Genomic DNA, 13846 nt, shown 5'->3' with positions numbered 1-13846 from the left:
GGTATCCTGCCCGCATGAGCGTTCGCGTGGCACAGTTCCATCACCGCCTTGCCGGCAAATGGTCGGCGCGCTCGCTATGGCCCTGCTTCATCATCAATTGCCGAAGCTCACCGAGCTTGTGACGTCAGAATAACCGGGCGCAATGTGCCATCTGTTTACAACCGCCTTGTGACGCAAGGCGATGGATTTGGACGTGACATGACACAGAATATTGACCAGAAAACCCTTCAGCAGACCTATGCCCGCGACGGCGTTGTACTGTTGAAACAGGTATTGTCGCAGGACTGGCTGAACAGGCTGCAACAGGCTGTTGACGACGAAACCGCCAAGGGCGAGCGTTACTTTGCTTATAAAAATATGCGAGAGCATCCGGGTGTATTTCAGGATTTTTGCCTGAATTCGGATATCGGGCAGCGCGTGGCCGAGGTGGCGGACAGCCCATGGACCTCGCTCATCTATGACCAGATATTTGCCAAGGAACCCGGGACGAAAACCCAGACCGGCTGGCATACTGATCAGCCCTATTGGCCGGTCGTTGGGCCCATCATGACCATGTGGATTGCCCTGGACCCCGTGGACCCCGACAACGGCGCGCTTGAGTTTGTGCGCGGTTCTCATGCTTGGGGTGCCAACTATCGGCCTTTCAAGACCGACCAGTTGGGCGGCTTCCTGCACTATCTGGAAGAGGACAACCCCGACTATATCGACATGCCGGATTTTGAGGCCAACCGCGCCAACTATGACATCTTTCATTATCCAAAGATGGAACCGGGCGACGCGCTGGCCTTTGATGGCATGATCGTGCATTCGGCGATGGGAAACCGGACCTCGACCCGGCGCAGACGCGGTTATGCGATCCGCTTTGCCGTGGACGGAGCCACCTATCAGCCGCGCGATGCCGTGACCGAATGGCTCCATGACGAAACGCTTACTGCAGGTACTGCATTTCGTGGAGGACGTTTTCCGGTGATTTACGAAACCTGAGACACAATGAGAAAATTCCGCCCTCCGCAACGACGTAAAAGCAATTGCGGAGTGGCGTTTCAACTATCCAGTTGCGCCGTCAGATCAGTAACTAGCGTGAACATGGGCGAATGGTCAAACGCGGCCTTTTCCAGACGCAGCTTTGGATGACGTGCCGCCAGAACCGCGATGACCTCTTCCACTTCGGCGGTGATGACAAACCGGCCGATGCAAGAGAATACGCCGCCTCCGAAATTCAGATGCGGAGGCTCTCCTTTGCGATCAATGTCGAAAAAATCGGGGTCAGAGTAATAGCCTGCGTTCCAGTGCGTCGCGCCGATGTTTGCAAAAATCGGTGTGCCCTTGGGCAGAAAAACTCCTTCGATTTCTGTATCTTCCAGAACTTCACGCGAGGTCGAGATGGTCCGCGGGTGGAAGCGCATCACTTCCTGCACGGCTTGCGGCACAAGCGACGGGTCAGACCCAAGCCGTGCCCAAATATCCGGGCGAGAGGCCAATTCGACAATCGCAATCGCTATTTGATGTGACGAATTATCCGTGTTGGCCTCGGCCAGTTTGATCACCCAATTGCGCAGATCGTCCGCGCTCAACTCACCTGCTTGTTCGGCCCGAATGAGGTTTGACAGCATATCGTCGCCCAACGCCTCGCGCCGTTCGGCAATCCGCGCATCGACATAGTCGATTAGGCTTTCGAACGCATCGAGGATGGCAGGCGTATGATCCGGGTTACGGGTATGGACCTGCTGCACGGTATGAGAGGTGCGTGACACGTAGTCGGCATCCTCAAACGGTGCCCCCACCCAATGACAGTAGAGCGCCGAAGGTACCGGGTCGCACAATCCCCGGATAAGATCGATTGGTTGATCCGTTGGCAGAGCGTCAACCACGCGATGGACCACCATTTTGATATCCGAACGAAAATCGTCCACAGATTGCTCGTTGAACAACCGATTCAACGGTATGCGCAAGTCTCGGCGACGATCTCCGCGATTGTGATAGGAAATCGACTGCTCTTTGTAAGTCAGGGGACGCCCATCAGGCAGACCAAGCAGCTTCATCAGTTTCGGATGCCCCGTGCCAAGCCTTCGGTCGATGATCGCTTTGCGGCACAGAGTGTAGTCCAGCAATTCCACCCCGCGATCACTGCGCGCGATATTCCAGCGTCCGGCCCAATCCGACAAGGTGCGGAAAGGCGCTTCCCGGTATTCTTCGGATTGAAAATCCAGTTCCGGCAAGGCCTCGATTGAGATGACTTGGGTGTCTGCCATGGCTTTACTGAGCTGCGACCTGATCCACCTGCTCGCCCTCGATTGCGCGGTCCAGCGTCTTGCGAAACAGCTTGGCCCCCGCATCAAGCCCAAGGTCGATATGAGGTGTCTTGGCGTGTTTCATGCCCTTGTGCACCTCTTCCAGCACCTCTTTGTCCTCAAGAAACGCCATGCGCGCGCCGTCATTCATGAATTCGGACACTTCGGCATTGTCAGGATCGGAATTGCGGTGTTGGAACCAGAAATAGCGGGTGCGGTCTTCGTCAATCGGAGTCATGAAGTTGTATGAGATATTGATGAACGTCTCAGCCACGGGCTGCTTGTCATACCCTCCGGTTCCGACCGGGGTGTAGATGGATTTGTTCAGCCCGATCGCGGGCATGCACATCTCGTAGTGCTGCAACCGGTCACAATCCCCCTCAAAGGCCACCAGTTTGGCATAATAGGGCGACGGCGGCTTGTTCTCGATCCAGCGCGAGACGATCACGCCCCGGTCGGTGCGCTCGACGTTCAGAGGCTCTTCATCCGTGCCTGCCCCTGCGAAGGATGAGACATGCACCCAGGCCACATGGCTGGGATCCAGCAGGTTGTCGCAGACCCACAGATAGTGACAGTCGATATCCATCACGCCCCCATCGGTCTTGCCCCAAGTGGGATCGTCGAAGTTATCAATCGGAAAGATCTTGTCCGGGTCGGCCAGCTCCGGGTCGCCCATCCAGATCCACAGGAACCGATAGCGATCCACCACGGGATAGGATTTCACAACCGCCCGGCGCGGTGTCATGCCGCGTTGGGTCGGGCTGTCGGTGCATTTGCCCGAGCAATCGAATTTCAGCCCGTGATAGCCGCATTCGACCACATCTCCGATCAGGTTGCCCTTGGACAGCGGCAGCTTGCGGTGCGGGCAGGCATCCTCCAGCGCCACGGGGGTGCCGTCTTGCTGGCGATAGAGAACCACGTTCTCGCCCAGAAACGTCTCGGCCTTCAGGCTGCGGTCAATATCCTTGCTCCAGGCGGCGACGTACCAGCAGTTTCTCAGAAACATCGGGCTCTCCATTTGGTAAGATGGCTTGCGGCAGTATGAGCAGCAAAACCCCGCTGCGCCATGCCGGAGATATAATATCTTGTATAAGTCAGGCTAATTTAAACCCAAGGCGGGCTCGGGCAGGTCCGGCTGTGCCGCAACCTCGGCGTGAATCCAGTTCAGGAACTCGACCACTTTCTCGCTATCCTTTGCCTCTTGCGACCGCACCAGCCAATAGGACAACGGCGATTGCGTCATTTCGGCAAAAGGGCGGACCAGACGCCCGTCCGCCAGCATGTCGATGACCAGCGGCTCTCGACCCAGGGCGACGCCCAACCCTTCGATGGCGGCCTGCACCACCATGTTCGACTGGCCCAGCCGCCGGGTGCGCATCGCGTTGGGCAAGGTCAGCCCGCATTGGCGCGCCCAGAATTCCCATGTTGGGCTGGCCGCCCCGTGGTGAAGGTTCTCGTCCACCAGCATGGTGTGCCGCGCCAGATCCCCGATCCCACGCAGGTCGCCGCGCAGCGCGGGCGCGCAGACCGGGAACAGCCGTTCGCTCATCAGCAGATCGACCTCCAGGCCGGGAAAATCGCCTAAACCATACCGAATACCGATATCCGCATCCGCGCCGGAAAACGGGTATTGTCCGGTATCGGTCGCGATTGAGATCGACAGGTCAGGATGCGCCATGTCAAAGCGCAACAAGCGCGGAAACAACCAGTTGAAGGCAAACCCAGGCAGGCAAGAGATCACAATTGTCCGGTCTGTCCGCGTCTTGTCGCGAAGCTGCGCGCAGACGTCCGAGATACGCCCCAGCCCCTCGGATATCGCAAGCGCCAACTGCTCACCCTCACGCGTTGGGCGCGACTGACGCGCGCCGCGCACCAGCAAATCGCGGCCCAGCCATTCCTCAAGCGAGCGCACATGCTGACTGACGGCGCTTTGGCTGACGCCCAGTTCCGCCGCAGCTGCAGAAAAGCCGGACTGGCGGACCACCGCCTCAAAGGCGCGCAGAGCGGAATAGGGCAAGTTCAGGATCATATTAGCCACCCTAATGCCAACCATTATCACATTCAAATGGTTCAAACATAAATCTCTGGCATACGCTATGCGCACCCACCCCTGCGGGAGAAGGCAATGTCGGACATCACACCCGAGCGCGGCGCGCGCAATCTTCTGTCAAACTGTGCCTGTGCCGCAGCAGGGGATCGGTTGCTGATCGCATATGAACCGCCCGAGTTTGGGTATTTCGATGCCGATAGCGTCGATATCGTCTCGGGCGTTGCGCGGTCCATGGGTCTGTCTGTCGATGCCGTGGATGTGGGGTTCAACCCCGGCAATCCGCACCTGTCGGCCGATCTGATGGCACGGTTTGAAAAGGCCGACATTATCCTGTTTCTTGCTCGGCTGGGGGATCAGCTACGGTTTTCCGATATGCCACCGGGCAAAAAGATCATTGTCAGCTTTGCGCTCAGCCGGGAGCTTTTCGGATCGGGTTTCTCAAATGGCCACCACGATGCGTTTATGGAGATAAAGGCCGGGATCAACGCCGTGCTGAATGCGGCGCAGGATGTGCATATCACCTGCCCTCTGGGCACCGATGTTCGGGGCCGGCCCGAGATGAATCTCGATCCGTCCGGCGACACCTCGATCCTGCGGTTCCCGATGTCTGTCTTTACGCCGGTTCCCGCCCACAGCTTTTCGGGCCGTGTGGCGCTGACCTTTCTGACCGGGACAGGTTCGAAGTATTACGATGACTATACGATCGAATTCGACAATCCGGTTTTTGCCAATCTCACCGATGGACGTCTGACCGGGTTTGATGGCCCCGCCGCCGACGCCGCCCGGGCCGAGGCGCATTATGACCGGGTTGCCGGTCAGTTCGGGATTGACCGCAATTTTGTCCATTCCTGGCATGCAGGGATGCATCCGGGCTGCGGCTACCCCTGGGCCATGCGCGACAATTACGAGCGTTGGGGCGGCAGCGCCTTTGGCAATCCGCGGATTCTGCATTTCCACACCTGCGGCGCTTATGCCCCGGGTGAGATCAGTTGGAACGTGTTCGACCCGACCATCGTGGTCGACGGCGTGACCTATTGGGATCATGGCGCATTCCATGCCCACCGATTGCCCGGCGGGGCGCAGATTCTGGATCGCTACCCCTGTGCTGCGGGTCTGTTTGTCAGCCCAGAAACGGATATCGGTTTGCGCGAAGCGGGCTGATTTTCCGGCTTGATCGACGACCCACCACCACGCTACGTTGATGCCAATAGCGCCCATCAACAAGGGCGCTATGGTGCGGAGCACTCCCGTCTCCGGTGCCGGTATATGCGACGAGGGCTGCGGCCCCCGCTCCGGCAAATATTGTGGAACTCACATGTCACAAGCAATCGTAACGCCCCTGTCTCAGGCTTTGGCCGAGGGTAAGCTGACGCGGGATGAACTGAAAGGCTTCATGCAACGCTCAAACGGTCCCGGTCTGCGCCATCTGGCGCTTTGGGTGCTGGTGTTGGCCTGTACGACAACCCTTATCACACTTGCATGGAACAGCTGGCTGATCTGGCCCGCGATGTTTCTGCAAGGCATCGTTCTGGTGCATCATTTCTCGCTGCAACATGAATGCGTGCATTATACGGTGTTTCGCACCCGATGGCTGAACGATCTGGTCGGCCAGATCTGCGGGCTGATCATCATTCTGCCGCACCGGTTCTTTCGGTATGAACATTGCGATCACCACACCTATACACAACTGACCGGCGAAGACCCCGAGCTTATTCCGCTGCCGCAAACCCTTGGCCAGTACCTGTGGTATCTGTCCGCCCTGCCCTATTGGCGCGGTAAAATAACCGAGCTGTTTCGCCACGCCTTTGGCCACCTTTCGGAAACAGAGTTGAGGTTCATCCCGAAGGTGGAACATCAGGCCGTCTACCGCGATGCCCGGCGCATGCTGGTGATCTATGCGGCGCTTTTCCTGGGTATGGCGATCACCGGGTGGTGGGGCTTGATCTGGTACTGGATCATCCCGCTGTTTCTGGGGGAACCGGTGATGCGGTTTATCAGGATGACCGAACATGTCGGGCGGCCCACCGTGGCGCAGATGTCCGAGAACACGCGCACCAATCTGGTCTCGGCGCCGTGGTCCTTTTTGTGCTGGAACATGAACTATCATGCGGAACATCACTATGTGGCCTCGGTTCCGTTTCACGCCCTGCCGCGCTTGCATGAAAAGCTGAAGGATCACATCCATGTGGAACCCGGCGGCTATCTGGCGGCGCATCGCGACATTCTGCGACAGATCCGGCAACAGGCGGGGGCGTGAGGCATGGCTGGTGAACAACCCTGGAAAGATGTGATCGCCGCCGCGCAGCTTGAAAAGAACTGGGTGACGCGTGTCGAACTCGGCTCGCGTTTGATTGCGGTTTATGACACGCCCAGCGGGGTCTATGCCTCGCTGGCGCTGTGCAATCACGGCGGGGCCGATCTGTGTGACGGGTATTTTGACGGGCATGTCATCGAATGTCCCCTGCATCAGGGCGCGTTTGACGTGCGCAACGGGCAACCGGTTTCGGCCCCGGCGACGCGCCCGATGAAAGTGTTCGAAACCCGGATTGAAAACGGCATGGTCCAGATCAGGGCATAGCCTCAACCGGCTCTAGCCCGGTGCCGGTAGTCCCGGCATCGGCACATATCCCGGCATCGCTTCGATCCGAGCGATCCATGCGCGTATCGCGGGATAGTCACTCAGCGGCAAACCACCCTGATAAGACAGCGCCGTATAGGGATAGCAGGCCAAGTCCGCCAGCGTCACCCGCCCGCAGGCCAGCCAATCCTGGCCAGCTAGGGCACGCTCCATAACTTGCAAAGATTTTCGCCCAAGAGCCTGCGGCCCGGTCACGTCCATATCACGTTGAAACAGCAGGATTGCGCGGGCAGAGGCGAGGCCATGAAAGATCTCGTTCGCTGAGAAAGACAGCCATTGCTGAATCTCTCCGTTCTCCTGCGCAGATGCGGGCATCCAGTCGCCAGCACCATGTCGTTGCGCCAGATAGACCATGATGGCGGCGCTGTCGCGCAGGACAAACCCGTCATCCTCCAGAACCGGCACCTTGTTCAGCGGGTTGATCCGCAGGAATTCCGCCTGCCGCTGATCGCCTTTCAGCAGATCAATATTGACGATCTGAAAATCCAGCCCGAGCATGGACAAAAGCAGGCGGACCCGATGGCAACTGCCCGACAGGCGGAAATCATAAAGCGTTATCATGCAAGGCCCGGCGCGTTAGCGCTTGTCCGAGCGTTTTTCGAGCCGTGCGAACAAGCGGCTGAGGCCAAAACAGACGACGAAATAGAACCCCGCCGTGGTGATCCATGCCTCGAATATCATGCGGGACGAGGCAACCAGTTCGACCGTTTTATAGGTCAGTTCCTGCACCGAAATCAGCGACAGGATCGAGCTGTCCTTGATCAGTGAGATAAACTGATTGGCCAGCGGCGGCACCACTTTCTTCATCGCCTGCGGCAGGACCACGTAGCGCAGTTCCTGAAACCGGCTCATGCCAATGGATCGTGCTGCCTCGCGCTGGCCTTTGGGAATCGACTGGATCCCGGCGCGGACGATCTCGCCGACAAAGGCGCTTTCGAACAGGGCCAGTACGATGACACCCGAGACCAGAGAGGGAAAGCGGCGCATGTCGCCAAAGAAGAATTCCCAAACTTGATTGTCCTCTTGCCGCGCAATGCTGCGGGCCCAGCGATCCAGGTTCAGCGCGTCGATCAGCTGTTGGGACAGGAAGAAGAAGAAGATAAAGACCACAACGACCGGCGGTACGTTGCGCAGAAATTCAAGATAGGTGCGGGCCAGCATGCGGATCGTCAGATTACCCGAACAGCGCGCCACGCCCAGAATAGTGCCCAGGATCAGGGCCAGAATGCCCGAATAGATGCTGATGCGGATCGTTGCCACAAGGCCCTGTAACAGCAGGTTGGCAAAGTATTCCTCGCGCCCCGAATGCCAGCCGACGATGTAGCCGGGGATCAGTTCCCATCGCCATTTGTAGTTCAGCGTGCCTTCGATCGACAGCCAGATATACCCGAAAAACGCGATCAGAACCGCCACGATCAAGTAATCGGGCCATTTCAGTTTTTTCAGGAAGTCTTGCACCGGTTCCGCTCCGCGTCTGGGTTGGGGACGGCGTTGCCGCCGCGCCCCCTGTCAGTTCAGTTATTGCGCAACCTGATCGGCCCACTCTTCGGTGGCGAACCAGTAATTGTGACGTTCTTCCAGCCAGCCGGAACGCCATTGCTGGGCAATCCAGTTGTTGAAGAAGTTCAGCGCATCCGGGTCGCCCTTGCGCAGCGCGAAGCCTTCGCCGCGCGGATCAAACAGATCGCCTTCGATCACACGCAAAGTCTCGGGGTTGCGACCGGCCTCGCGGTTGGGGGTTGGCTGTGCCGCCATCGTGGCGTGGGCATTGCCATTCAGAACTTCCTGTGCCGATGCGCCGTCTTCATCAAACAGCAGCAGGTTCGCTTCGGGGAAGTTTTCGGCAATCACCACAGCAGGCGTCGCGCCCCGGCGCGCAGTGAAGGTCACGTCAGGCGAGTTCAGATCGGCCATCGTCATGCCTTCGGTCAGTTCTTTGTTGGCCATGATGGCCAGGCCCGAATAGGCATAAGGGTTAGTGAAGTTGATGGTCAGGTTCCGCTGCGCCGTCACCGACATGCCCGAGATGATCACGTCGAAGTTGCCCGATACCAGCGCTGGGATGATACCGTCCCAGGCTGTGGGGACAAATTCAACTTCGACCCCCATATCTTCAGCAAGTTTGCGGCCCACATCCAGTTCAAACCCGATCAGGTCGCCGTTCTTGTCGCGCATCGACCACGGCACAAACAGCGACAGTCCGATACGGATCACACCGTCCTGTTTGATGGTTTCAACCACACTTTCGCTGGACAGGCCCTGGGTCGCGCTTTGCGCCCACCCCGATGTGGCGACACTTGTTGCCACGACCGCGCCGAGGGCAGCCCCCAACATTCTGCGAGAAAGCTTCATCTTGGTTCTCCTTGTTGTCCGACATAGTTTTCAGATTTATTGGTCGACGGCATATTTCTTCTCCAGATGGCTTACGCCAATCGACAGGATCAGGGTCACCACCAGATAGACCAAGGCGATGGTGAACCAGATTTCGAAACTCATGTAGGTATCGGAAATGATGTTGCGGCCAAAGGTGGTCAGCTCAGCCACCGCAATCACGCTGACAATCGCCGAGGATTTGATCAGGTGAACCACCTCGCCCGTCATCGGCGGCAGCATGAAGCGCACCGATTGCGGCAGGATGATATAGCGATAGGTCTGAAGCGGGCTCATCCCGATGGATTTCGCAGCTTCCCACTGGCCGGTCGGGATCGCGTTGATCCCCGCCCGGAAGATTTCCGAGATCAGGGCCGAATGGAAAACGGCCAGCGTCAGAATGCTGGCAGTATAGCGGTCGAACCCGAAGATCGGGCCAAGCACGTAGTAAAAGAGATAGAGCAGAACCAGCAGCGGAATGTTGCGGATCAGTTCCAGAAATCCAACCGCCACGGCGGATCCAATTACAAGGCCCGACAGCCGCAGCAATGCGATCAGCAATCCGATCACCGTGGCCAGCACAAACGAGATCACCGACAGTTTTATCGTGGCCACCAGCCCGATTGGGATCTCACCCCATTCAAACCCGACCTCGGTGTTACGATAGAGGAATTGCGGCACGCGATACCATTGCCAGTTGTACCCCATGCTCTGCGCGCCGGTATACGCGCCATAAGCGATCAGCCCGACAATGACCGCGTAGATCACGACGGAAATCAGAACCGAATCGAAGAACCGCTTGAAGAACGGCGGCTTGGGCAAGGGCTGGCCCTTCGCGCCGGATATGCCCAGATCGCTCATGCTCAGTGGGCCAGAATCTGATCCAGGAACAAGCGGCACCGTTCACTGGAAGGATTGGTAAAGAACTGTTCGGGGGGTGAGATTTCGACGATCCGCCCCGCCTCCATGAACACCATCGTGTCCGCGACCTTGCGGGCAAATCCCATTTCATGGGTGACGACGACCATGGTCATGCCGGTATCGGCCAGCTCGACCATCACATCCAGCACCTCGTTGATCATCTCGGGGTCCAGCGCGGATGTCGGCTCATCAAACAGCATGATCCGGGTTTCCATGCACAGGGATCGCGCAATGGCCACGCGCTGTTGCTGCCCGCCCGACAGCTGCGCGGGGTATTTGTCGGCCTGTTCCGGGATATGCACACGCTCCAGATATTTGCGCGCGGTTTCCTCGGCTTGCGCTTTCGATATCTTGCGCACTTTCATCGGGCCGATTGTCAGGTTTTCCAAAACGGTCAGATGCGGGAACAGGTTGAACTGCTGGAACACCATGCCGACTTCCTGACGCAGCTCGCGGATCTCTTTGGCCCCGTCATAGACCTCAATCCCATCGATCACGAGGCGGCCGGAATTGTGCCATTCCAGCCCGTTGAAACAGCGGATCAGAGTCGATTTGCCGGAACCGGAGGGGCCGCAGATCACGACTTTTTCGCCCTGATGCACCGTCAGATCAATGTCCTTCAGCGCATGGAACGTGCCATAATACTTGTCCAGATTGGTCACTTCGATCATCGGAGCGGCTTGGGTCATGTCGTGCCTGTCTGGGTTCGGGACATCGGTATCGGTTGCCTTTTGTCGTCAGGGGCGCTTTTCGCCCCGCTTCGCGACCTGACCGACCATTCCAAAGCGGCGATACGATCTGCGTCACGCAGCTGTGATCGCTCAAAGCGGTCGTTCAGGGATGGAGATTCCTTAATTTTGTTGCACCGTAATTAATATGGTTGCTTAATATGCAATACTCGTCAATAAAAAACTCATGACTGCCGACGGCACTGCCTGAAATTTGTGCCGATGATCAAAGGAGGAACCGTGAATGTCCGCATGGATCAGGATGATATCTGACGAAGATGCCGACGCACAGTTACAGGCCACTCTGGATCTGGCGCGCACGCCGCATGGCACGGTGGACAATGTGATGCGTGTCCATTCCCTGCGCCCCAACACCATGAAAGGGCATGTGGTTTTGTACCGGGCCTGCCTGCACGATCAGGTCAACACCGTTCCGATGTGGTTTCAGGAGGTTATCAGCTCTTATGTCTCGACACTGAACACCTGCCCCTATTCCTATGCCAATCACTGGGCGAATGCGCGGCACCTGATCGGGGACGAGGACCGCGCCGACAAGATCGAGGCCGCGCTTAAGGCCCATCGCCCGCAAGACGCGTTCGACGGGGCACATCTTGAGGCGCTCAGATATGCCGAAAAGCTGACCGTTTCCCCCGGGGCGATGGTCGAATCTGATGTGTCCACCTTGCGAGAGGCCGGATGGGCGGACGGAGAGATCCTCGAAATCAACCAGATCGTCGGCTATTTCAACTATGCCAACCGGTTGCTGAATGGCCTTGGCGTCACCACCGAGGGCGATGTCGTGGGGTATTACAGCAGCGAGTGAAAGGACGGATCATGCAAGCGGACACTCCGGGCAGACAGATCGACCGCGCAATCGGCGCTTCGCTGAAAGAACTGCGCCAGAGCCGCAAGCAATCCGCACGTCAGTTGGCTGAACACTCGGGCATTTCGGCCGCCATGGTCAGCCGCATTGAAAACGGGTTGGTGTCGCCCTCGATCGACACGCTGGCCGCGCTGGCCGAAGCGCTTGAGGTTCCAATTGTTTCCCTGTTCCGCGAGGCGCGCACCGATCATACGGACTATACCCTTGTGCGCCATGGCGAGGGGCTGAAATCGACCCGCATCGCGGTTGGCCACAGCCACGAATATGTCAATCTGGCGCTGCATTCGCGCAAAGACCTGCGCTTTCAGGCGCGCCAGGTCACGCTGCTGCGCGAAGGTGGTCCACCCCCCACCTATGTCGGTCATGGCGTGGTTTTCGTGCAGGTGATCGAAGGCCAGGCCGTCTATCGCTATGGCGAGGCGCGCTTTACCCTGTCGGCGGGCGATTCCATCAGCGTGGACGCAGAACTGAACCACGGGTTCGAGGAAGTGCTGACGCCCGAGTTCGTGTTCCTGACCGTTCAGGCCGAGCGCCCGTGAAGCGCCGGTGACATGGCACAGGCAATTGACCTTGATCTGACCAAAGGGTCAATCCCTGGTCACTTTCGGGCGCTGGCCGTTCCCGGCGCCGTCGGCATGCTGTTCAGCACGCTGTACAACATCGTCGACATCTTCTTTGCCGGGCTTTTGTCGACCAGCGCGCAAGCCGGGCTTGCCCTTGGATTTCAGGCCTTTTTCATCTCAATCTCGGTCGGCGTCGGCTTGGGCGCGGCCATGAGCGCACTGGTCGGCAACGCCCTGGGTGCGGGCGACACCCGAACGGCGCGACGGCTGGCGGCGCAGGGGATGACATACGGGTTTGTCGCGTCCTGCGTGCTGGCGCTGGCGGGGTTGTGGTTCGGGCCCTTGTTGATCCAACTTGTCTCGGAGCCCGGCGCGTATCGTGATGCCGGGTTGCGCTATTTCTACTGGCTGCTTCTGGCGATGCCGGGGTTCCTGCTGGCCCATGGCTGCAACGGCATTCTTCAGGCCCATGGCGATGCAGTTTCGATGCAACGAGCGCTTATCGTGGCATTTCTGGCCAATATCGTGCTGAACCCGCTTTTGATCTATGGGATACCGGGCGTGATCCCGGGGATCGGCTTTGACGGTCTGGCCCTGTCCACCGTGATCAGCCAGACGGGCGTGATGATCTTTTTGATCCGGCAAGTTCTGCGACGGCGGCGGATGAAACGATTGCGCCCCGCCTATTTCCCGCCGCGCCTGAAACGTTTTGCCGAAATCTCTGTGCAGGTTCTGCCCACGGCTGTCTCTTTTTCGGTCATGCTTTTGTCGGCTTTTGTCATTCAATTTGCCCTGAAACTGTTCGGGGAACATGCCATTGCCGGCTATGCCATCGCCATCCGCCTTGAGCAGGTTCTGTTACTGCCCATTTTGGGCGTCACGGGCGCCTTGCTGCCAATCGCGTCGCAGAATTTCGGCGCGCGCGACACGCACCGGGTCCGCGCCGCGCTGTTTTATTGCTGGCGCGTCGGGTTCATCATGTCACTGATCGCAATCCCCATCCTCTGGCTTGGTGGCCCCCTGCTTTTGCGCCTGTTCACCACCGACCCGCAGGTAATCCGGGTCGGCGTCAGCTATCTGCGCGTCGACAGCCTGATCCTGCCTTTTTACATGATGCTGTTTTCGATCAACTCATTGCTGCAAGCCTTCAAAAAACCGATCTGGACGGTCTGGATCAGCCTGTATCGACAGGGGTTCGGCGTTGCCTTCTTTGTCTGGGTATTTATCGGAATTCTGGGGTTCAGCGAAATCGGGGTGTGGCTGGGCACGGCGGCGGCCGTGGTGACCGGTTGGATCATTGCGCTGGTACTGACCACACGCATCGCACAGGTAGAGATCGGTGGATTGTGGCGGGCCGCCCCGAAGTGATAAACGGGCAGGATTGCGACCCTCGCAAAGTTGC

15 protein-coding genes are annotated in these 13846 nt (G+C 58.3%); 7 read left to right on the top strand and 8 right to left on the bottom strand.

What is annotated here, in order from left to right:
* Positions 1-198: 198 nt before the first annotated feature.
* Positions 199-984 (top strand): phytanoyl-CoA dioxygenase family protein, encoded by a 786-nt coding sequence (locus ACR0AG_RS02895; RefSeq protein ID WP_480836257.1) that lies wholly within the window; start codon positions 199-201, stop codon positions 982-984.
* A 59-nt stretch (positions 985-1043) separates the two neighbouring features.
* Here ACR0AG_RS02895 and ACR0AG_RS02890 read toward each other — a convergent pair whose 3' ends face one another.
* The 3 genes from ACR0AG_RS02890 to ACR0AG_RS02880 form a co-directional block, all read right to left on the bottom strand.
* Positions 1044-2252, bottom strand: a complete 1209-nt coding sequence (locus tag ACR0AG_RS02890; RefSeq protein ID WP_480836255.1) for a cytochrome P450 — start codon at positions 2250-2252, stop codon at positions 1044-1046.
* A gap of 4 nt (positions 2253-2256) precedes the next feature.
* Positions 2257-3297 (bottom strand): aromatic ring-hydroxylating dioxygenase subunit alpha, encoded by a 1041-nt coding sequence (locus tag ACR0AG_RS02885; protein WP_480836253.1) that lies wholly within the window; start codon positions 3295-3297, stop codon positions 2257-2259.
* Between the two features lie 93 nt (positions 3298-3390).
* Positions 3391-4320 (bottom strand): LysR substrate-binding domain-containing protein, encoded by a 930-nt coding sequence (locus ACR0AG_RS02880; RefSeq protein WP_480836251.1) that lies wholly within the window; start codon positions 4318-4320, stop codon positions 3391-3393.
* Positions 4321-4416: 96 nt separating this feature from the next.
* Here ACR0AG_RS02880 and ACR0AG_RS02875 point away from each other — a divergent pair, with 96 nt between their 5' ends.
* From ACR0AG_RS02875 to ACR0AG_RS02865, 3 genes are all read left to right on the top strand, one after another.
* The gene (locus ACR0AG_RS02875) at positions 4417-5502 is read left to right on the top strand and encodes a hypothetical protein (RefSeq protein ID WP_480836249.1); all 1086 of its coding nucleotides are present in this window, start codon (positions 4417-4419) and stop codon (positions 5500-5502) included.
* Between the two features lie 154 nt (positions 5503-5656).
* A complete protein-coding gene (locus ACR0AG_RS02870; protein ID WP_480836247.1) occupies positions 5657-6598 on the top strand; it encodes a fatty acid desaturase family protein in 942 nt (313 codons plus the stop codon).
* A 3-nt stretch (positions 6599-6601) separates the two neighbouring features.
* Entirely contained in the window at positions 6602-6919 is a 318-nt protein-coding gene (locus ACR0AG_RS02865) for a non-heme iron oxygenase ferredoxin subunit (RefSeq protein WP_480836245.1), read from the top strand.
* A 12-nt stretch (positions 6920-6931) separates the two neighbouring features.
* Here ACR0AG_RS02865 and ACR0AG_RS02860 read toward each other — a convergent pair whose 3' ends face one another.
* The 5 genes from ACR0AG_RS02860 to ACR0AG_RS02840 are packed head-to-tail and all read right to left on the bottom strand — an operon-like array spanning position 6932 to position 10959.
* Positions 6932-7540 (bottom strand): glutathione S-transferase family protein, encoded by a 609-nt coding sequence (locus tag ACR0AG_RS02860; protein ID WP_480836243.1) that lies wholly within the window; start codon positions 7538-7540, stop codon positions 6932-6934.
* A gap of 15 nt (positions 7541-7555) precedes the next feature.
* Entirely contained in the window at positions 7556-8437 is an 882-nt protein-coding gene (locus tag ACR0AG_RS02855; protein ID WP_480836242.1) for an amino acid ABC transporter permease, read from the bottom strand.
* Positions 8438-8497: 60 nt separating this feature from the next.
* Complete coding sequence (locus ACR0AG_RS02850; protein ID WP_480836240.1) at positions 8498-9331, bottom strand: transporter substrate-binding domain-containing protein; 834 nt, start codon at positions 9329-9331, stop codon at positions 8498-8500.
* Positions 9332-9367: 36 nt separating this feature from the next.
* On the bottom strand, positions 9368-10210 hold the full coding sequence (locus tag ACR0AG_RS02845; protein ID WP_480836238.1) for an amino acid ABC transporter permease: 843 nt from the start codon (positions 10208-10210) through the stop codon (positions 9368-9370).
* Between the two features lie 2 nt (positions 10211-10212).
* Complete coding sequence (locus ACR0AG_RS02840) at positions 10213-10959, bottom strand: amino acid ABC transporter ATP-binding protein (protein ID WP_480836236.1); 747 nt, start codon at positions 10957-10959, stop codon at positions 10213-10215.
* 283 nt (positions 10960-11242) lie between these two features.
* On the opposite strand from ACR0AG_RS02840, the gene ACR0AG_RS02835 reads away from it, so the two are divergent.
* The 3 genes from ACR0AG_RS02835 to ACR0AG_RS02825 are packed head-to-tail and all read left to right on the top strand — an operon-like array spanning position 11243 to position 13812.
* Positions 11243-11821: a carboxymuconolactone decarboxylase family protein gene (locus ACR0AG_RS02835; protein ID WP_480836234.1), complete on the top strand. Its 579-nt coding sequence runs from the start codon at positions 11243-11245 to the stop codon at positions 11819-11821.
* Between the two features lie 11 nt (positions 11822-11832).
* Positions 11833-12420: a helix-turn-helix domain-containing protein gene (locus ACR0AG_RS02830; protein ID WP_480836232.1), complete on the top strand. Its 588-nt coding sequence runs from the start codon at positions 11833-11835 to the stop codon at positions 12418-12420.
* Between the two features lie 12 nt (positions 12421-12432).
* Positions 12433-13812, top strand: coding sequence for an MATE family efflux transporter (locus ACR0AG_RS02825; RefSeq protein WP_480836231.1), 1380 nt, complete (start codon positions 12433-12435; stop codon positions 13810-13812).
* Positions 13813-13846: the final 34 nt, after the last annotated feature.

It is taken from the genome of Ruegeria sp. H6, from assembly GCF_056532975.1.
The sequence above is the reverse complement of the archived record's forward strand: the minus strand, read 5'-3'. Positions and strand labels throughout refer to the sequence as shown.